This is a genomic window from Ruegeria sp. BHSB172 (genome assembly GCF_059613165.1).
The window spans coordinates 78,567-96,660 of sequence record NZ_JBXWRZ010000001.1; the positions used below are offsets into that span (position 1 = coordinate 78,567).

At 63.4% G+C, this 18,094-nt stretch carries 14 protein-coding genes and 3 tRNA genes; 12 read left to right on the forward strand and 5 right to left on the reverse strand.

All coding sequences use genetic code 11. The features are described from left to right. Positions 1–101: 101 nt before the first annotated feature. From AC2FM3_RS00385 to yghX, 4 genes are all read left to right on the forward strand, one after another. Entirely contained in the window at positions 102–845 is a 744-nt protein-coding gene (locus AC2FM3_RS00385) for an RNA methyltransferase (RefSeq protein ID WP_496678147.1), read from the forward strand. Positions 846–905: 60 nt separating this feature from the next. Next, a complete protein-coding gene (gene ctaA / locus AC2FM3_RS00390) occupies positions 906–2,051 on the forward strand; it encodes a heme A synthase (protein WP_496678148.1) in 1,146 nt (381 codons plus the stop codon). A 4-nt stretch (positions 2,052–2,055) separates the two neighbouring features. Further along, entirely contained in the window at positions 2,056–3,525 is a 1,470-nt protein-coding gene (locus AC2FM3_RS00395) for a carboxypeptidase M32 (protein ID WP_496678150.1), read from the forward strand. Positions 3,526–3,588: 63 nt separating this feature from the next. Next, positions 3,589–4,485: a YghX family hydrolase gene (gene yghX, locus AC2FM3_RS00400; protein ID WP_496678152.1), complete on the forward strand. Its 897-nt coding sequence runs from the start codon at positions 3,589–3,591 to the stop codon at positions 4,483–4,485. A gap of 39 nt (positions 4,486–4,524) precedes the next feature. Here the strand turns inward: yghX and gyrA are convergent, their stop codons facing one another. Continuing rightward, entirely contained in the window at positions 4,525–7,224 is a 2,700-nt protein-coding gene (gene gyrA / locus AC2FM3_RS00405) for a DNA gyrase subunit A (RefSeq protein ID WP_496678358.1), read from the reverse strand. 223 nt (positions 7,225–7,447) lie between these two features. On the opposite strand from gyrA, the gene AC2FM3_RS00410 reads away from it, so the two are divergent. The 5 genes from AC2FM3_RS00410 to AC2FM3_RS00430 all read left to right on the forward strand — a co-directional run bounded on the left by AC2FM3_RS00410 (position 7,448) and on the right by AC2FM3_RS00430 (position 13,567). Next, the gene (locus tag AC2FM3_RS00410; RefSeq protein WP_149774447.1) at positions 7,448–7,717 is read left to right on the forward strand and encodes an usg protein; all 270 of its coding nucleotides are present in this window, start codon (positions 7,448–7,450) and stop codon (positions 7,715–7,717) included. 318 nt (positions 7,718–8,035) lie between these two features. Further along, a complete protein-coding gene (gene zwf / locus AC2FM3_RS00415; RefSeq protein WP_496678153.1) occupies positions 8,036–9,490 on the forward strand; it encodes a glucose-6-phosphate dehydrogenase in 1,455 nt (484 codons plus the stop codon). Next, on the forward strand, positions 9,487–10,158 hold the full coding sequence (gene pgl, locus AC2FM3_RS00420) for a 6-phosphogluconolactonase (protein WP_496678155.1): 672 nt from the start codon (positions 9,487–9,489) through the stop codon (positions 10,156–10,158). The genes zwf and pgl overlap by 4 nt, the downstream gene beginning before the upstream one ends. A 3-nt stretch (positions 10,159–10,161) precedes the next feature. Further along, complete coding sequence (gene pgi / locus AC2FM3_RS00425) at positions 10,162–11,772, forward strand: glucose-6-phosphate isomerase (protein ID WP_496678157.1); 1,611 nt, start codon at positions 10,162–10,164, stop codon at positions 11,770–11,772. A gap of 175 nt (positions 11,773–11,947) precedes the next feature. After that, positions 11,948–13,567: a long-chain-fatty-acid--CoA ligase gene (locus tag AC2FM3_RS00430; protein WP_496678160.1), complete on the forward strand. Its 1,620-nt coding sequence runs from the start codon at positions 11,948–11,950 to the stop codon at positions 13,565–13,567. A gap of 21 nt (positions 13,568–13,588) precedes the next feature. On the opposite strand, the gene AC2FM3_RS00435 is transcribed toward AC2FM3_RS00430, so the two are convergent. The 3 genes from AC2FM3_RS00435 to AC2FM3_RS00445 all read right to left on the reverse strand — a co-directional run bounded on the left by AC2FM3_RS00435 (position 13,589) and on the right by AC2FM3_RS00445 (position 14,862). Next, positions 13,589–13,663, reverse strand: a tRNA-Asn gene (locus AC2FM3_RS00435). A gap of 139 nt (positions 13,664–13,802) precedes the next feature. Continuing rightward, positions 13,803–13,877: transfer RNA gene (locus AC2FM3_RS00440), tRNA-Asn, on the reverse strand. A 73-nt stretch (positions 13,878–13,950) separates the two neighbouring features. Next, positions 13,951–14,862, reverse strand: coding sequence for an MBL fold metallo-hydrolase (locus AC2FM3_RS00445; protein WP_496678161.1), 912 nt, complete (start codon positions 14,860–14,862; stop codon positions 13,951–13,953). A gap of 48 nt (positions 14,863–14,910) precedes the next feature. Between AC2FM3_RS00445 and AC2FM3_RS00450 the strand changes: the two genes are divergently transcribed. Continuing rightward, the gene (locus AC2FM3_RS00450; RefSeq protein WP_496678163.1) at positions 14,911–16,230 is read left to right on the forward strand and encodes an ATP-binding protein; all 1,320 of its coding nucleotides are present in this window, start codon (positions 14,911–14,913) and stop codon (positions 16,228–16,230) included. Positions 16,231–16,239: 9 nt separating this feature from the next. Here the strand turns inward: AC2FM3_RS00450 and AC2FM3_RS00455 are convergent. Beyond that, positions 16,240–16,316 (reverse strand) — tRNA-Ile (locus tag AC2FM3_RS00455). A gap of 106 nt (positions 16,317–16,422) precedes the next feature. Between AC2FM3_RS00455 and purM the strand changes: the two genes are divergently transcribed. Both purM and purN read left to right on the forward strand, forming a co-directional pair. Further along, positions 16,423–17,469 (forward strand): phosphoribosylformylglycinamidine cyclo-ligase, encoded by a 1,047-nt coding sequence (gene purM, locus AC2FM3_RS00460; protein WP_496678165.1) that lies wholly within the window; start codon positions 16,423–16,425, stop codon positions 17,467–17,469. Beyond that, a complete protein-coding gene (gene purN / locus AC2FM3_RS00465; RefSeq protein WP_496678167.1) occupies positions 17,466–18,062 on the forward strand; it encodes a phosphoribosylglycinamide formyltransferase in 597 nt (198 codons plus the stop codon). The genes purM and purN overlap by 4 nt, the downstream gene beginning before the upstream one ends. Positions 18,063–18,094 lie beyond the last annotated feature (32 nt).

The window sequence follows — 18,094 nt, forward strand, 5'->3', positions numbered from 1 at the left end:
TTTATTGCCCGCAGACCGGCCGATTTGCAATCGGGCAGGGCGGCCGGGCTTGCCCTGTGGCAAAGGCGGCAGTATGGCAGGCGCAACTTTCGGAGATCAGGATGCCTAGCGACAGACCCCAGCCCTCATTCGTGCTTGTGCGCCCGCAGATGGGCGAAAACATCGGCGCCGCGGCCCGGGCGATGTGGAATTTCGGCCTGGACCGGATGCGCATCGTTGCCCCGCGCGACGGCTGGCCCAACCCCAAAGCCGTGGCCATGTCGAGCGGTGCCGGGCGGCTGCTGGACGAGGCGCAGCTGTTCGACGATCTGGCCGGCGCTTTGGGCGACCGCACATTTGTGTTTGCCACCACCGCCCGTCAGCGCGGCCTGACCAAGCCCGTCTACAGCCCCGAGCGCGCCATGCAGATCGCGGCCCAGAAGGTGGCGGCGGGCGAAAAGGTGGCCGTGCTGTTCGGGCCTGAGCGGGCCGGTTTGGAGAATGAAGACATCGCCAAGGCCAATGCGATCATCTCGGTGCCTGTGAACCCCGAATATGCCTCGCTGAACCTGGGGCAGTGCGTGTTGCTGACCGCCTATGAGTGGATGCGCCAGACCGGCGACGTGGTGCACGAGGCCACCGATCTGGGCAAAGGCGACTGGGCCACCGGCATCGAGGTCGAGAAACTGGCCGAGCATTACGAGCAGCGGCTGGAGGAGGCCGGGTTCTTCTACCCGCCGGAAAAAGCCGAAGGGATGAAGGTGAACCTGCGCAACCTGTGGTCGCGCATGCGCATGACGCGGGCCGATGTGCAGATGCTGCACGGGATCATGCGTCAGATGGTCCGCTGGAAGGACAAGGGCTGAGGCTGGACCTTCCCGGGCACTGGCCCTAGCTTGCGGGAAAATCAAGGACATGAGGACGGCATGAGCGGCAAGCGCAGCATCTTCGAAGAAGTCTCGGGTGAACAAAAGCAGGAAACGGTCCAGCCCGGCATGATCGACCGCGGCCGGGGTGGCGCGCGCAAGGCCATCCGTACTTGGCTTATGATCCTGTTCGCACTTGTCGTCGTGATGATCGCAGTGGGCGGGTTGACCCGCCTGACCGACAGCGGCCTGTCGATCACCGAATGGCGCCCAGTCACTGGGGCGATCCCGCCGATGTCCGAGGCGGACTGGCAGGCCGAGTTCGACAAGTACAAACAGATCGACCAGTGGCGGATCATGAACCAGTGGATGGAGCTGGATGACTTCAAGACCATCTACTGGTGGGAATGGGGCCACCGGCAGCTGGGCCGGGTGATCGGTCTTGTCTGGGCGCTTGGCTTCTTTGGCTTTCTGGTGCTGCGCAAGATCCCCGCAGGCTGGACCGGGCGCCTTGTGATCCCGGGACTGCTGGGCGGCGTTCAAGGCGCTGTCGGTTGGTGGATGGTGGCCTCGGGTGTGACGCAGGGCGAGGGGATGACCGCGGTTGCCAGTTATCGTCTGGCCACCCATCTTGGCCTTGCGTTCGTGATCCTGGGCTTTCTGGCCTGGTACATCTTCATGCTGGGGCGCGAGGAACGCGACCTGATGCAAGCCCGCCGCGCGAAAGAGGCGCGGCTGTCCTCCCTGTCGACCGCGCTGCTGCACTTTGCCTTTCTGCAGATCCTGATCGGCGCATTGGTGGCTGGCATCGACGCCGGCCGGTCCTATACCGACTGGCCGCTGATCGGCGGGCAACTGCTGCCGCCGGACGCCACCGCGCTCGAACCGCTGTGGCGCAATTTCTTCGAAAGTCCGGGACTGGTGCAGTTCATCCACCGCTGCGTAGGCTATGCGCTGTTCGCCTTCGCCATTTTCGTCTGGCGGCGCGGCAGCAGCAGCGCCCACCCGCAGACTCGGTTCGCCTTCAACGCCATGTTCGCGGCGCTTTCGCTGCAGGTGGTCGTGGGCATCCTCACCGTGGTCTACGGCGCGCCCTGGCAGATCGCCATCTTCCACCAGTTCATGGCCGTGATCGTCTGGACCCTGATCCTGCGCGCCCGGTTCCTGACCGCTTATCCCATCGCAACCTCGCTGCGCGGAGCTTGACCCAATGAGTGCATTCAATGACCTGATGGCCTTTCAGCGCGAGACCGAGGCGCTGGCGCAGATTTCAGGCCGCCTGGGCTGGGATCAGGAGACTGTCATGCCGCGTGGCGCCGTCAACCAGCGTGCCGAGGAAATGGCTGCGATCGAAGCCGTCCTGCACGCGCGCCGTTCGGATCCGCGTGTGGCCGAGTGGCTGGAGAACGCCCATGCCGACACCGAGGTCGGCCAGGCGCAGCTGCGCGAAATCCGCCGCACTTACGAGCGCACGATCAAAGTGCCTGCTGATCTGGCCACGGCCATCGCCCGCGTGACCTCGGCCGCGCAGGGCAAGTGGGCACAGGCCCGCGCCGACGAGGACGTGCCCGCGTTTCTGCCGGTTCTCGAGGAGGTCGTGGCGCTGAAACGCGAAGAAGGCGCGGCTCTGGCCCAGGGCGGCGATGTTTATGATGCGCTGGTCGAGGACTATGAGCCGTACACGACAGCCGCCCAGATCGCCGACATCTTCGACGCCATGCGCCCGCGTCTCGTTGCGTTGCGCGCGGCTGTGCTGGACCGGCCGTCCCCTGCGGGCGTGACCGGAACGTTCGACGAAGCGGCCCAGATGAAGCTGACGCAAAAGCTGGCGGTCACTTTCGGGTACGACCTGAAACGGGGGCGGGTGGACAAGGCCGTACACCCGTTCTGTTCGGGCAGCGGCGACGACGTGCGCGTCACCACCCGTACCAGCGAAACCGACCCTTTCAACTGCTTCTACTCGACCATTCACGAGGTCGGGCACGCCTGCTATGAGCAGGGCATCGACCCGGCTTACGCTCTGACACCGCTCGGCCAGGGCGTGTCGATGGGCGTTCATGAAAGCCAGAGCCGCATCTATGAAAATCAGCTGGGCCGCTCGCGCGCCTTCACTGGCTGGTTGTTCCGGCAGATGACGGACACCTTCGGTGATTTCGGCATCGCGGATGAAGATGCGTTCTATGCCGCCGTAAACCGGGTGCACAACGGATACATCCGCACTGAAGCGGACGAAGTTCAGTACAATTTGCACGTCATGCTGCGGTTCGATCTGGAACGCGCCTTGATGTCGGGCGATCTGCAGGTTCAGGACCTCGAAGCCGCGTGGAACGACCGCTTCCATGCTGATTTCGGCTATGCGGTCGACAAGCCGTCGAACGGGTGCTTGCAGGACGTGCATTGGTCGGTCGGCCTGTTTGGCTACTTCCCGACCTATTCGCTGGGCAATGTGTACGCAGGCTGTCTGTACCAATCCCTGCGGGCGGCAGTTCCAGGTCTGGATGATCAACTGGCGCAGGGCGATACCACTGCTGCGACCGGCTGGCTGCGCGAGCATGTTCAGCAGCATGGCGGTCTGTACGCACCCCGCGAGGTGATCCAGCGGGCCAGCGGTCAGGAGCCGAGCCCCGAGCCACTGCTGGACTATCTCGAAGAGAAATTCGGCGAACTCTACGACTTGTAAGTTTCTTGATCCGGGGTGAACGGTTAAGCTGGTATTGGCGTTGCCATCGCGGAGGACCAGCCAATGACAGGAACTGCCCGAAAGAAAGCCAGTGATTTTGACCCTCGAATCCTAGAGATCTTCGACGGTTATGTTCACGGCAAGATGACAAAACGGGAATTCATCGCGAAAGCCGGGCGGTACACGGCCGCCGGGGTCACGGGAGCGATGATCCTGGAGCAGTTGCAGCCCAACTATGCCTGGGCGCAGCAGGTTGCGCCGGACGATCCCGATATCGAAACCGCAATTGTCGAATTCGAAAGCCCTGACGGACATGAGGGAACAGGCGGGCTCATGGTGCGCCCCTCCGCCGCGGAAGGTCCATTGCCAGCGGTGCTGGTCGTGCATGAAAACCGCGGGCTCAATCCTTATATCGAAGATGTTGCGCGCCGCCTTGGGAAATCCGGGTTCCTTGCCTTCGCACCCGACGGGCTGAGGCCTTTGGGCGGTTATCCCGGTACGGATGAACAAGGGCGGGAGATGCAAAAGTCGATGGATGCGGGAAAGCTGATGTCGGATTTTTTTGCGGCGTTCGAATTTTTGCGGGATCACCCGGGATCAACCGGAAAGGTCGGGGCGGTTGGGTTCTGCTATGGCGGAGGCGTGTGCAACGCTTTGGCTGTTGCGTATCCCGATTTGGCGGCGTCGGTTCCCTTCTATGGTCGCCAACCACCGGCCGAGGATGTTCCGGCGATTCAAGCACCGCTGATGATCCACTACGCCGGTTTGGATGACAGGATCAACGCAGGCTGGCCCGCCTATTCCGAGGCCTTGAAAGCCAATCAGAAAAAGTTCAGCGTCCATTTCTATCCGAACGTGAACCACGGCTTCCACAACGACACGACGCCGCGCTACGACGACGCGGCTGCGACCCTCGCCTGGAAGCGGACGTTGGTGTTTTTTGAAAACTACCTTAGTTGACAAAAAACCCGGCTCCGATTGGAGCCGGGTCTTTGTTGTTCATTCTGCGGAGCCTTCGTCATCACCCTGATCGGCGATCCGGGCGACACTGACGACCTCTTCACCCTTGCCGGTGTTGAACACCTTGACCCCTCCGGCGCTGCGGGACCGGAACGAGATGCCGTCGACCGGGACCCGGATCGACTGCCCCTTGGAGGTGGCCAGCATGATCTGGTCGTCGATTTCGACCGGGAACGAGGCCACCAGCGGGCCGCCCCGCATCGCCTTGTCCATCGCCATCACGCCCATGCCGCCACGGCCGCGCACCGGATAGTCATGCGACGAGCTGAGCTTGCCCGATCCCTTGGCCGTGATGGTCAGGATCAGGTTCTCGGCCGCCGACATCTCGGCATAGCGTTCCTGCGGCAGGATGCTGTCAGCATTGCCGCCATCCTCGTCGGTCTCAGTATCGTCGGTCACGCCGGCCATCAGGCGACGCATCTTCAGATAGGCGGCGCGCTCGTCCGGGGTGGCCTCGAAATGGCGGATCACCGACATTGAGACCACGCGGTCGCCCGGGTTCAGCCGGATGCCGCGCACGCCGGTCGATTTTCGCCCCTTGAACACCCGCACGTCGGTCGTGGGGAAACGGATCGCCCGGCCGGAATTGGTGACCAGCATCACATCGTCCTCGTCCGAGCAGATGCGCGCGTTGACCAGTTCCACGCCTTCGGGCAGGTCCATCGCGATCTTGCCGTTGCGCTTGACGTTGGTGAAGTCGCTCAGCGCGTTGCGGCGCACGTCGCCGGCGCTGGTGGCGAAGACGATCTGGAGGTTTTCCCATTCTTCATCCGGCACGTCGACCGGCATGATCGCCGCAATCGAAACGCCAGTGGGAATCGGCAGGATGTTGACGATCGCCTTACCCTTGCCGGTGCGCCCCGACTGGGGCAGGCGCCAGGTCTTGAGTTTGTAGACCATCCCGTCGGTAGTGAAGAACAACAGCTGGGTATGCGTGTTGGCCACGAAGAGGGTGGTGACCACGTCCTCTTCCTTGGTCTGCATGCCCGACAGCCCCTTGCCGCCGCGCTTTTGCGCGCGGAAATCGGCCAGCGGGGTGCGCTTGATATAGCCACCCGAAGTCACGGTTACGACCATGTCTTCGCGTTCGATCAGGTCTTCGTCCTCCATGTCGCCCGACCAGTCGACGATCTCGGTGCGGCGCGGAACGGCAAAGTTCTCTTTCACTTCGCGCAATTCGTCGGCGATGATGCCCATGATGCGTTCGCGCGAGGACAGGATATCCAGGTATTCCTTGATCTTGGCGGCCAGGTCTTCCAGCTCGTCCGTCACCTCTTTGACGCCGATCTGGGTCAGGCGTTGCAGGCGTAGATCAAGGATGGCGCGGGCCTGAACTTCGGTCAGGTTGTAGGTGCCGTCGTCGTTCATCTTGGACAGCGGATCGTCGATCAGCCGCAGATAGCTCTCGATCTCGGCTGCGGGCCAGCGGCGGGTCATCAGCTTTTCGCGCGCCTCGGCCGCATCGGCCGAGGACCGGATCGTGGCAACGACCTCGTCCACGTTCGAGACCGCCACGGCCAGACCACACAGGATATGACTGCGTTCCCGCGCCTTGCGCAGGTCATAGGCGGTGCGGCGGGCAACGACATCTTCGCGGAAGTCGATGAAGCTGGTCAGGAAACGGCGCAGGGTCAGCTGCTCGGGGCGGCCGCCGTTCAGCGCCAGCATGTTGCAGCCGAACGAGGTCTGCATCGGCGTGAACCGGTACAGCTGATTCAGCACCACCTCGGGCGTTGCGTCGCGTTTCAGCTCGACCACCACCCGCACGCCGTTGCGGTCGGATTCGTCCTGAACATGGCTGACACCTTCGATGCGCTTTTCGCGCACGGCTTCGGCGATTTTCTCGATCATCGAGGCCTTGTTCACCTGATAGGGGATCTCGTCCACGATGATGGCATAGCGATCCTTGCGCAACTCCTCGACGCGGGTCTTGGCGCGGATGATGACGCTGCCGCGGCCCTCCAGATACGCCTTGCGCGCGCCGGACCGGCCCAGCATCACGCCGCCGGTGGGGAAGTCGGGGCCGGGGATGTACTCGATCAGCTGTTCGCTGGTCAGGTCCGGGTCTTCGATCAGCGCCAGCGTCGCGTCGACCACTTCGCCCAGGTTGTGCGGCGGGATGTTCGTCGCCATCCCCACCGCGATGCCGCCGGCGCCGTTGACCAGCATGTTCGGGAACCGCGCGGGCAGGACGGTGGGTTCCTTGTCCTTGCCGTCGTAGTTGTCCTGGAAATCGACCGTCTCTTTCTCGATATCCGCCAGCAGGGCGGCGGCGGGCTTGTCCATGCGGACCTCGGTGTAGCGCATGGCCGCCGGGTTGTCGCCGTCCATCGAGCCGAAGTTGCCTTGGCCGTCCAGCAGCGGCAGCGACATTGAGAAATCCTGCGCCATCCGCACCAACGCGTCATAGATCGCGCTGTCACCGTGGGGGTGGTACTTACCCATCACATCGCCCACTGGACGAGCCGACTTGCGATAGGGTTTGTCATGGGTGTTCCCGGTCTCGTGCATCGCGTAGAGGATGCGCCGATGCACCGGTTTCAAACCGTCGCGCAGATCGGGGATCGCACGGGACACGATGACCGACATCGCATAGTCCAGATAGGACGTACGCATCTCGGATTCGATGGATACCGTCGGGCCGTCGTAAACCGGGCGCTCGGGCGGGGTTTCATCCATGTTTTCGGGGATTTCTGGCGTATCGCTCACGTAAACTGCCCGTTTTTTGTGCTGGGTCTATATCTTGTGGATGCATCTTATCAGACCCGGCACATAAGGTGCAAGCAAGCAGCGCAGATGCCACGCGAATCTCGGGCTCGGATCTCTTAACATGTTGTTTTAATGAAATTTGAATGAGAATCATGCTAGGCTGAAGAGACCTTTTGAGAAATTGGAGGTCTGAATGAAGCAAACCGAAACCGAACTGATGCTGAAAGGGTACGGCCTGACGACGGCGGAATTCTTCTATCGCATGCCCGACTATATCCATGTCCTGAACACGTTCATCTGGCAGGACTACGACCTGGCGCCGGATCATCCCAAGCTGTTCAAGTTCATCGAATTCTGGCAGCGCGAGATCGAGGGGCCGCTGCATTCGGTCCGCTTCACCCACCGCAAGATGATTGCCCCCGGCGAGTGGCAGAATGTCGTAGGTGAATACCGGCTGAACTAGGCGCGGTAGCTGCAAGAGCCTGTGCCTTGGCGCTCTTGGGGGCTGGCCCCTGATAAAACGGGGCTGACCGGGACTTGCCTGACGTTTCGACGGCTTGTAGCGGTATTGATTGTTTTCCTTGGCCTGCTCGGAAAAGGCGATTTCAATTCTGGCGGAACCTGCAATTTCAGCGTTTTTTGGCTTCACGCGCCTCTGCAACACTGCGATTCCGACAGAAGTTTGATTGAACACGGATTTTCATCCGGACGTTTCAGAACGGTCGGGGAAATGATTGCGCTAACATTGGACATGTGCGTGTGGGCGGGTTAAGGACGCTTCATGGTTTCACGCGTCATACCTGTCGATCCGTTCGATCTGGTCATCTTCGGCGGCACCGGCGACCTTGCACAGCGCAAGATCCTGCCGGCCTTGTTCCGCCGCTACTGTGCCGGGCAATGGCATGAAAGCGTCCGCATTATCGCGGCGGCGCGGTCGGATTATGATTCCGACGCTTTTCGTGCGATCGTCGCGCGGTCACTGGCCGAATTCGTGCCAGAACACGCAGGGCAGGTCGACCTGCGCAGCGGGTTCCTGCAACGCCTGGACTATGTGCAACTGGACGCCGGGGCCGATTCCGGCTGGGACGTTCTGGCGCGCAAGCTGACCGACGATCGGATTCGGGCTTTTTATTTCTCGGTCGGGCCCAGCCTGTTCGGACCGCTGGCCGAGCGGATCCGGCAGCATGGGCTGGCCACCCCGCAGACGCGCATCGTGGTGGAAAAGCCGTTCGGTCACGATCTGGACAGCGCACGCGCGCTGAACGCCACGCTGGCTGCCTATTTCAACGAGAATCAGATCTATCGGATCGACCATTACCTGGGAAAGGAGACGGTCCAGAACCTGATGGCCGTCCGGTTCGGAAACATGCTGTTTGAACCGCTGTGGAACAGCCAGTATGTCGACCACATCCAGATCACCGTCGCCGAAACCGTGGGCGTGGACGGGCGCGAGGAGTACTATGAGCGTGCCGGCGCCATGCGCGACATGGTGCAGAACCACCTGATGCAGCTTCTGTGCCTGATCGCGATGGAGCCGCCCGCCAAGTTCGATTCGGACGCTGTGCGGGACGAAAAGCTCAAGGTGATCCGCGCGCTGGACCCGGTGCAGCCGCATCACATCGTTCGCGGGCAGTATATCGGTGGCCCCGACGGGCCGGGCTATCGCGAGGCGGTGGGCAATCCGCGTTCGACGACCGAAAGCTATGTGGCGCTGCGGGCGCATGTCAGCAATTGGCGGTGGGCGGGCACACCGTTCTATTTGCGCACCGGCAAGCGGCTGGTGGCGCGGTCCTCGGTGATCAACGTGATCTTCAAGGACGCCCCGCACTCAATCTTCGGGGCTGCGGCCGGGCGGCATGCCAACACGCTGTCGATCCGCCTGCAACCGAACGAAGGCATCACGCTGAAGGTCACGATCAAAGAGCCGGGACAGGGTGGCATGCGCCTGATCGACGTCCCATTGGACATGAGCTTTGCCGAGGCACTGGGGCCTGAGAACCATCAGGCCCCCGACGCCTATGAGCGCCTGGTGATGGACGTGATCCGCGGCAACCAGACCCTGTTCATGCGCGGCGACGAGGTCGAGGCCGCCTGGGCTTGGACCGACCCGATCATCGCCGGATGGCGGGCGCGCGGCGACGTTCCCAAACCTTATGACAGCGGCAGCACCGGCCCCGGCGACGCCGAGCTGCTGATGAAACGCGACGGTCGCCAATGGCAGGGGATCAAGCCATGAACATTCAGGAATACGCTGACCGCGACATGCTGGCCATCGACGTGGCCAATGCGTTGGCCGGAGAGCTAGAGGCCGCACTGCTGCACAATGACGTCGTGGCCTTTGCCGTGCCCGGCGGTACCACGCCCGGGCCGATCTTCGACAACCTGTGTGCGGCCGACCTGGACTGGGACCGCGTGCGGGTTCTGCCCACCGACGAACGCTGCGTTCCGGCCGACAGCGACCGGTCGAACGAACGGCTGATCCGCGAGCGTCTGCTGACCAACCGCGCCGCTGCGGCCGAGTTCGTGCCGCTGTTCATTCCCGGCAAGGCACCCGAAGACATCCTGCCCGAGATCGAGGCGCTGATTGTCCCGGTTCTGCCGCTGTCGGTTCTGGTGCTGGGCATGGGCGACGACATGCACACGGCCTCGCTGTTCCCGGGGATGGCCGGGCTGGACGCGGCGTTGGACGGGGATGCGCCCCCGCTGGCGGTCGCCCGGCCGCAATCGCAGCCCGAGGCGCGCATCACGCTGACTGCGCCTGTGCTGAACGGGGCGTTGTCCAAGCATCTTGTCATTTTCGGATCGAAAAAGCGCGACGCGTTGGAGCGGGCCATGTCTCTGCCGCCCGACGAAGCTCCGATTGCGGCGGTGCTGGACGGCATTACGGTACATTGGGCGGAGTAGGACATGCAGCTCGACAAACTCAGAACCCTTGCCGCGCAGGCGGAAGACACCCGAATCCTCGATCTGTTCGCGCAGGATCCCGACCGGGCGCAGAGATTCTCGGCCTCGACCGGCGATTTGCTGTTCGACTATTCGAAAACCCTGATCGACGCGGATATCCGCGCGGCGCTGATCGACCTGTGCGATCAGGCCGGTCTTGCCGAACGGCGCGACGCGATGTTCCAGGGCGACAAGATCAACGAAACCGAGGGCCGCGCGGTGCTGCATACGGCGCTGCGCAATCTGGATGGCGGCCCGGTCGAGGTTGATGGCCAGGACGTCATGCCCGAAGTTCTGGACACCCTGCAGCGCATGCGCGTGTTCGCCGAAGAGGTCCGGGGCGGAACGGCCCAGGGGGCAGGGGGGAGCTTTACCGACGTGGTGAATATCGGCATCGGTGGCTCGGACCTTGGGCCGGTGATGGCGACGCTGGCGCTGGCGCCCTATCACGATGGGCCGCGCCTGCACTACGTCTCGAACGTGGATGGCGCGCACATCGCCGACACTCTGCGAGAACTGGACCCGACGCGGACGCTGGTGATCGTGGCGTCCAAGACCTTTACAACCATCGAAACCATGACCAACGCGCGGACGGCGCGGGCCTGGATGCTGGACGGCGGGGGCGACCCGGCGCGGCAGTTTGCGGCCGTGTCCAGCGCCGTGGACAAGACAGCGGATTTCGGCATCCCGTCTGACCGCGTGTTCGGCTTTGCAGATTGGGTCGGCGGGCGCTATTCGGTCTGGGGGCCGGTTGGGCTGCCGGTGATGATCGCGGTGGGCTCGAACGCCTTTGACGCGTTCCTGCGCGGCGGACAGGCGATGGACGTGCATTTCCGCGCCGCGGACTGGGTCGAGAACATGCCGGTGATGCTGGCGCTGGTGGGCATCTGGCACCGTCAGGTGCTGGGCCATGCCAGCCGCGCGGTGCTGCCCTACGACCAACGGCTGCTGCGGTTGCCGGCCTATTTCCAGCAGCTCGAGATGGAATCGAACGGCAAATCGGTGGCCATGGACGGCTCGGCGCTGAGCGTGCCTTCGGGGCCGGTGGTCTGGGGTGAGCCCGGCACCAATGGGCAGCACGCGTTTTATCAGTTGATCCACCAGGGCACCGACGTGATCCCTTGCGAATTCATGGTGGCCGCCGAAGGGCACGAGCCCGAGCTGGCCCATCATCACCGTCTGCTGCTGGCCAATTGCCTGGCCCAGTCCGAGGCGTTGATGCGCGGCCGGTCGCTGGAGGAAGCGCGGGCGCGCATGGCCGAGAAGGGACTGCAGGGTGACGAGTTGGAGCGTCAGGCCCGGCATCGCGTGTTTCCGGGCAACCGGCCCTCGACCACGCTGATCTATCCGCAGCTGACGCCCTTCGTTCTGGGCCAGATCATTGCGCTCTATGAGCACCGGGTGTTCGTCGAAGGCGTGCTGTTGGGCATCAACTCGTTCGACCAGTGGGGGGTAGAGCTGGGCAAGGAACTGGCCACCTCGCTGGGGCCGATCGTCGATGGCGATGCGGGCACCGAGGGCAAGGACGGCTCGACCGCCGCACTTGTGGCCTATGCGCTGCGGCACCGGGGCTGAAGCCCAGCAAATCTGACGACCTGCCGCAGCGGCAGGTCGCATTTCCTTATTGTCAGACAATTGAATGATTGGCAGGATCGGCCCCGAGGAGAGGCCCCGGGGCCCGCCACGCCGCCGTGCCGCCGGGCCGCAACAGACGCCGCATCAAGCCGGCGCGATGAATGGGAGGATGTCCATGCTGGGACAGATGATGACGCAGCCGCTGTTGATTTCGTCACTGATCGATCATGCTGCGCGCTATCATGGTCAGACCGAGATCGTGTCGGTCGAAACCGATGGAACCGTCACCCGGACGAACTGGGGTGAGATCGCTGCCAATGCCCGGCGCATGGGGTCGGCGCTGACCAAGCTGGGCCTGCAGTCGCAGGATCGGATCGGCACCCTGGCCTGGAACAACCGCCGGCATCTTGAGATCTATTATGCGGCCTCGGGCGCAGGATTCGTCTGCCACACGATCAACCCGCGCCTGTTCCCCGAACAGCTAGTTTACATCATCAACCACGCGCAAGACAGGGTGCTGTTCTTCGACGCCACCTTTCTCCCGCTGGTTGCCGCGATCCGCGATCAACTGACCGAGGTGAAGCATTTCGTCCTGATGGGGCCGCGCAACCAGGATGCTCTGCAGCAGATCCCCGGCCTGGAATTCTATGAAGAGTTGATCGAGACCGGCGACGCCGATTTCGAATGGCCCGTCTTCGATGAAAACACAGCCTCGAGCCTGTGCTACACCTCGGGCACGACCGGCCACCCCAAGGGCGTTCTGTATTCGCACCGTTCGACCGTTCTGCACAGCTTTGCGTCGAACACCCGCGACGTGATTGGGTATTCGGCGATGGACGTGGTGATGCCGGTGGTGCCGATGTTCCATGTCAACGCCTGGGGCTCACCCTATGGCTGCGCCATGTCCGGTTCGCAGATGGTGCTGCCCGGGCCGGACCTGCATGGCGAGGCGCTGGTAAACCTGATCGACACCTATGGCGTGACGCTGGCGATGGGAGTTCCCACGATCTGGCAGGGCCTGCTGGCGCATGCCGCCAAATGCGGCACCAAGCTGGAAAGCCTCGAACGAACGGTAATCGGCGGCGCGGCGTGCCCGCCCTCGATGATCAAGACCTTCCGGGAAAAATACGGCGTCGACACCGTGCACGCCTGGGGGATGAGCGAGATGAGCCCGCTGGGCACCGCCAACATTCCGCTGGCCAAGCATCGCAAGCTGCCGATTGAGGAACAGCACAAACTGCGCGAGAATCAGGGTCGTCCGCCCTTTGGGGTCGAGCTGAAGATCGTCGATGACGATGGCAACGACCTGCCGCATGACGGGGTCACGCAGGGCGACCTGATGGTGCGCGGACATTGGGTGCTGGACAGCTATTTCCAGCTGCAGGACCAAGAGCTTCTGCAGGATGGCTGGTTCGCTACGGGCGATGTGGCGACGCTGGACCCAGATGGCTACATGACCATCCGCGACCGATCCAAGGACATTATCAAGTCGGGCGGTGAATGGATCAGCTCGGTCGAGCTGGAAAACATCGCCGTAGCGCACCCGAAACTGGCCACCGCGGCGGTGATTGGCGTGCCGCATCCCAAATGGGACGAACGCCCGCTGCTGGTGGCCGTCAAGGCTGAGGGCGAGGACCCGTCCGAGGCCGAGCTGCTGGAGTTTTTCGACGGCAAGATCGCCAAGTGGCAGGTGCCGGACAAAGTGGTCTTCGTCGATGCGCTGCCACTGAATGCGACTGGCAAGGTTTTGAAACGCAAACTGCGGGACGAGTTCAAGGACGCCCTGAAGGGGTGACTTGTGCGGGTCTTTGAGAAATGGCTCCGGCGGTAGGGATCGAACCTACGACCAATTGATTAACAGTCAACTGCTCTACCGCTGAGCTACGCCGGAACGGTGCGCGCCGTATAGCAACCCGGTCCGGCGGCGTCCAGAGGTCGAAGCAAGTTTTTTTTGATCGATTTTCAGGTTGCGCGAACGCCGACAAAAGCGCGCCACGACGCGGATTTTAGAAGCGTTTTCGGGGAGATTTTGGCTCCGGCGGTAGGGATCGAACCTACGACCAATTGATTAACAGTCAACTGCTCTACCGCTGAGCTACGCCGGAACTGAGGCGGATATAGCAACCCGAATTTTCGAGGTCCAGAGGGGAAAAGCCGTCGATGCGAATTTTTTCGACGTCAGGCGACCGGGGCGAATTCAGCCTGAATGCCAAGCGCGCCGTTCGGGGCAACGCGCCGTTTCCCGGTCAGGTCGACCAGATGGGCGAAAACGTTGCGCTCGGCCGCGGGCAGCAGGGCAGGGGGCGTGTCGGAATAAATTCGTCGCGCCAGCTCCCGCGCTGTTCCCGGTGCCTGAGACAGGGCGTCAAGTATCTGTGCCTCGCGCGATTGCCGGTGCCCGATCAGCCAATCCAGCCGGCCTGCGGGATCGGTGATCGGCGCACCGTGACCGGCATGGAACACCGACCAGGTCCGGGCTCGTAACTTGTGGCAGGAGGCCATGAAGTCGGTCAGGTCTCCGTCGGGTGGAGACACCAGCGAACTGGCCCATCCCATCACATGATCGGCGGTGAAGCAGACATCACCCCATCCCAGCGCGACGTGATTGCCCAGATGGCCCGGCGTGTGGATCACCTCCAGCGACCAGCCGTCCCCTTCGACCCGGTCTTGGTCGGCCAGTTCGATGTCGGGGCGGAACGTGGCGTCGATGCCTTCGCCGCCGCCGGCCATCCCCTGCGCTGCCAGTCGGGCCATGACCGCGCTGCGCCCGGCCTCGGGGCCTCCGAAGGCCAGAATGGGCGCGCCGGTCCGCTTGGCCAGAGGCGCGGCAAGCGGGGAGTGGTCCAGATGGCTGTGCGTCACGATGATGTGGCTGATGCGCTGAACCGGGGACAAAGCGGCCAGAATGGCCAGAAGATGGGACTCGTCGAGTGGGCCGGGGTCGATCACGGCGACGTCGCGGGTGCCGAGAAGGTAGGTGTTCGTGCCGCGATGGGTCATGGGCGACGGATTCGGGGCCAGGATGCGCCTTAAGCCTGGTTGCAGCTGGACGGGAAGTCCGGGCTGCGGGTCGAATTCGTGGTCCGTCATCCGTCGTCGCCTCTTTCGCATGTCTGAACGGCCCGCTAGGTTTAGCGCATGAACGCACGCTGGCTCAAACCTTATATGCCGCGCAGCTTGTACGCGCGCGCGGCGCTGATTCTGGTGGTGCCGGTGGTGGTCGTCCTGCTGGTCGTGTCCATCGCCTTCGTACGCGAGCATCTCAAGGACGTGACGCAACAGATGACCCATGCCGCGTCGCGCGAGGTGCAACTGGTCCTCGACACGATGGCGGGCTCGGAAACACAGAACGAAGGCCTGGCCAAGGTACGTCCGCTTCTGAAGGGGCTGGCTATGCAGGCCCGGTTTCTGGGGCCAAGCGAGTCTCCGACGATCGAGGCGCGCCGCTGGTATGATTTTATCGCGCCGCAGGTCGAATCGGATCTGCGCGTTGAACTGCCTGAGCTATCGGCGGTTTCATTGCCGAACAGCCAGACCGCCACCCTATATCTGCAGACCGATCTGGGATTGCTCGAATTGCGCTTCGACCGGCGGCGTCTTTCGACTGTGGCGCCGCATCAGTTGATCGTGACGATGGTGTTCTTCGCGGTGCTGATGACGTCGGTGTCGTTTCTGTACATGCGCAACCAGCTGCGGCCGATTACCCGGCTGGCCGAGGCGGCGCAGGCCTTCGGGCGGGGTCGTGTCGTGCCGTTCTCGCCGGGCGGCGCGGTCGAAGTGCGCGCCGCGGGCAATGCGTTTTTGGACATGCGCGCTCGCATCGAACGGCAGATCGAACAGCGGACCTTGATCCTGTCGGGTGTCAGCCATGACCTGCGCACGCCTTTGACGCGGCTCAGGCTGGGCCTGTCGCTGCTACCCGAGGAAGACGCCGCGCCTCTTTTGCAGGACGTGGCCGAGATGCAGTCGTTAGTGGATGCGTTCCTTCAGTTCTCGCAGGGTGTGTCCGAGGGCGACCCCGTCGATGTCGATCCGGCCGCGCTGGTGCGGCAGATCGTCGACGATGCCCAGAGGGCCGGCCAGAATGCCGCCCTTGGGACCATCGAGGGCGAAGGCGCGGTCAAGCTGCGCCCGGTTGCCATCCGGCGCGCGGTCGAGAACCTGATCGGCAATGCCGTCCGCTATGGGACGCGGGCCGTGGTCAGCGTCACCCTGACCGGTAAGTCGCTGCGGATTCGGGTCGAAGATGACGGGCCGGGCATTCCGCCGGACCAGCGCACCGAGGCGGTGCGCCCGTTCAGCCGTCTTGATCCGGCGCGCAACCAGAATCGGGGCAGCGGCGTCGGGCTCGGGCTGGCGATCGTGGCCGATGTGGCCCGCGCCCATGGCGGCTTGCTGCGCCTGGGCAAAAGCGAAAGCCTGGGCGGATTGTGTGCCGATATCATCATCGGACGATGAACAGGGAAATGGTAGGCCCGGAGGGACTCGAACCCCCAACCAAAGCGTTATGAGCGCTCTGCTCTAACCAATTGAGCTACAGGCCCGCCCGACCGCTTGGGTATCACGCAGAACGGCCGCGTCAAGCCTGACCGTTGCAACGCGGCGCACAATCGACTAACCCGCGCTGAAAGCATTCATGAGGGAACGGCCATGACAGCGGGCAAGAACGGCATCACCTATGCAGATGCGGGCGTGGATATCGATGCGGGCAACGCGCTGGTCGACCGGATCAAGCCCGCCGCCAAGCGGACGAACCGCCCCGGCGTCATGAGCGGCCTTGGCGGGTTTGGCGCGTTGTTCGATCTGAAAGGGGCGGGGTATTCCGACCCGATCCTGGTGGGCGCAACCGACGGCGTGGGTACCAAGCTACGGATCGCGATCGACACGGGCGTGGTCGACGGCGTGGGCATCGACCTGGTGGCCATGTGCGTGAACGATCTGATTTGCCAAGGCGCCGAACCGCTGTTCTTCCTGGACTATTTCGCCACGGGCAAGCTGGACACCAGCACCGCCGCGCGAATCATCGAGGGTATCGCCGAGGGGTGTGTCCGCTCAGGCTGTGCCTTGATCGGGGGTGAGACCGCCGAGATGCCGGGGATGTACCCCGATGGCGATTTCGACCTGGCCGGGTTTGCCGTCGGCGCGATGGAGCGCGGCAGCGATCTGCCCGCCGGTGTGCAGGCCGGGGATGTTCTGCTGGGGCTAGCCTCGGACGGGGTGCATTCCAACGGCTATTCGCTGGTACGCAAGCTGGTCGAGATCTCGGGGCTGGGATGGGATGCGGATTCGCCGTTCTGTGACGGGCCTTTGGGAGAAGCGCTGCTGACGCCCACGCGGCTTTACGTCAAACCCGCCCTCGCCGCGATCCGGGCGGGTGGTGTACATGCGCTGGCGCACATCACTGGCGGTGGGTTGACCGAGAACCTGCCGCGCGTGCTGCCCGACGATCTGGGGGCTCAGATCGACCTGAACGCTTGGGATCTGCCGCCGGTGTTCCGCTGGATGGCGGAAACCGGAGGCATCGCCGAGGCGGAGATGCTCAAGACCTTCAACTGCGGGATCGGCATGATCGTCGTCTGCGCCGCCGACCGCGCCGATGACCTGGCCGTCCTGCTGTCGGATGCCGGCGAGACCGTCGCGCGCATCGGATCGGTCACCGAAGGGGCGGGCGTTTCCTACGCAGGCAAGCTGCTGTGAGCCACAAGCGCGTCGCCATCCTGATTTCCGGGGGCGGGTCGAACATGGTGTCGCTGGTCGACAGCATGACCGGCGACCACCCGGCGCGCCCCTGTCTGGTTCTGTCGAACAATGCAGATGCGGGCGGACTGGCCAAGGCGGCGGATCGCGGGATCGCCACCGCCGTGGTCGATCACCGGCCGTTCGGCGGCGACCGTGCCGCGTTTGAGGCCGAGCTATGCAAGCCGTTGCTCGAGGCCAAGCCCGACATCATCTGCCTGGCCGGGTTCATGCGCGTGCTAACGGGCGATTTCGTGTCCCGGTTTCAGGGGCGGATGTTGAATATTCACCCTTCGCTGCTGCCTAAATACAAGGGGCTCAACACCCACGCCCGGGCTATCGCCGCCGGAGATGCCGAACATGGCTGCACCGTGCACGAGGTCACAGCGGCGTTGGATGACGGCCCGATCCTGGGTCAGGCTCGGGTCAAGATCGCGCCGGATGACACGCCCGAGACCTTGGCGCGGAAGGTTCTGGCGTGGGAACACAAACTGTACCCGGCGGTTTTGGAGCGATTTGCCCGTGGCGACAAGGCACCGGTCATGTTGCCTTGATATCCCGCCGGAGATTTACATGCGGCGCGCAA

Bases quoted from the DNA above. Each gene is read 5' to 3' on its own strand.
- pgl (WP_496678155.1), top strand. From the start codon at position 9,487: ATGAACATTCAGGAATACGCTGACCGCGACATGCTGGCCATCGACGTG.
- pgi (WP_496678157.1), top strand. From the start codon at position 10,162: ATGCAGCTCGACAAACTCAGAACCCTTGCCGCGCAGGCGGAAGACACC.
- AC2FM3_RS00445 (WP_496678161.1), bottom strand. From the start codon at position 14,862: ATGACGGACCACGAATTCGACCCGCAGCCCGGACTTCCCGTCCAGCTG.
- yghX (WP_496678152.1), top strand. From the start codon at position 3,589: ATGACAGGAACTGCCCGAAAGAAAGCCAGTGATTTTGACCCTCGAATC.
- AC2FM3_RS00385 (WP_496678147.1), top strand. From the start codon at position 102: ATGCCTAGCGACAGACCCCAGCCCTCATTCGTGCTTGTGCGCCCGCAG.
- AC2FM3_RS00410 (WP_149774447.1), top strand. From the start codon at position 7,448: ATGAAGCAAACCGAAACCGAACTGATGCTGAAAGGGTACGGCCTGACG.
- ctaA (WP_496678148.1), top strand. From the start codon at position 906: ATGAGCGGCAAGCGCAGCATCTTCGAAGAAGTCTCGGGTGAACAAAAG.
- purM (WP_496678165.1), top strand. From the start codon at position 16,423: ATGACAGCGGGCAAGAACGGCATCACCTATGCAGATGCGGGCGTGGAT.
- AC2FM3_RS00450 (WP_496678163.1), top strand. From the start codon at position 14,911: ATGAACGCACGCTGGCTCAAACCTTATATGCCGCGCAGCTTGTACGCG.
- AC2FM3_RS00430 (WP_496678160.1), top strand. From the start codon at position 11,948: ATGCTGGGACAGATGATGACGCAGCCGCTGTTGATTTCGTCACTGATC.
- gyrA (WP_496678358.1), bottom strand. From the start codon at position 7,224: ATGGATGAAACCCCGCCCGAGCGCCCGGTTTACGACGGCCCGACGGTA.
- zwf (WP_496678153.1), top strand. From the start codon at position 8,036: ATGGTTTCACGCGTCATACCTGTCGATCCGTTCGATCTGGTCATCTTC.
- AC2FM3_RS00395 (WP_496678150.1), top strand. From the start codon at position 2,056: ATGAGTGCATTCAATGACCTGATGGCCTTTCAGCGCGAGACCGAGGCG.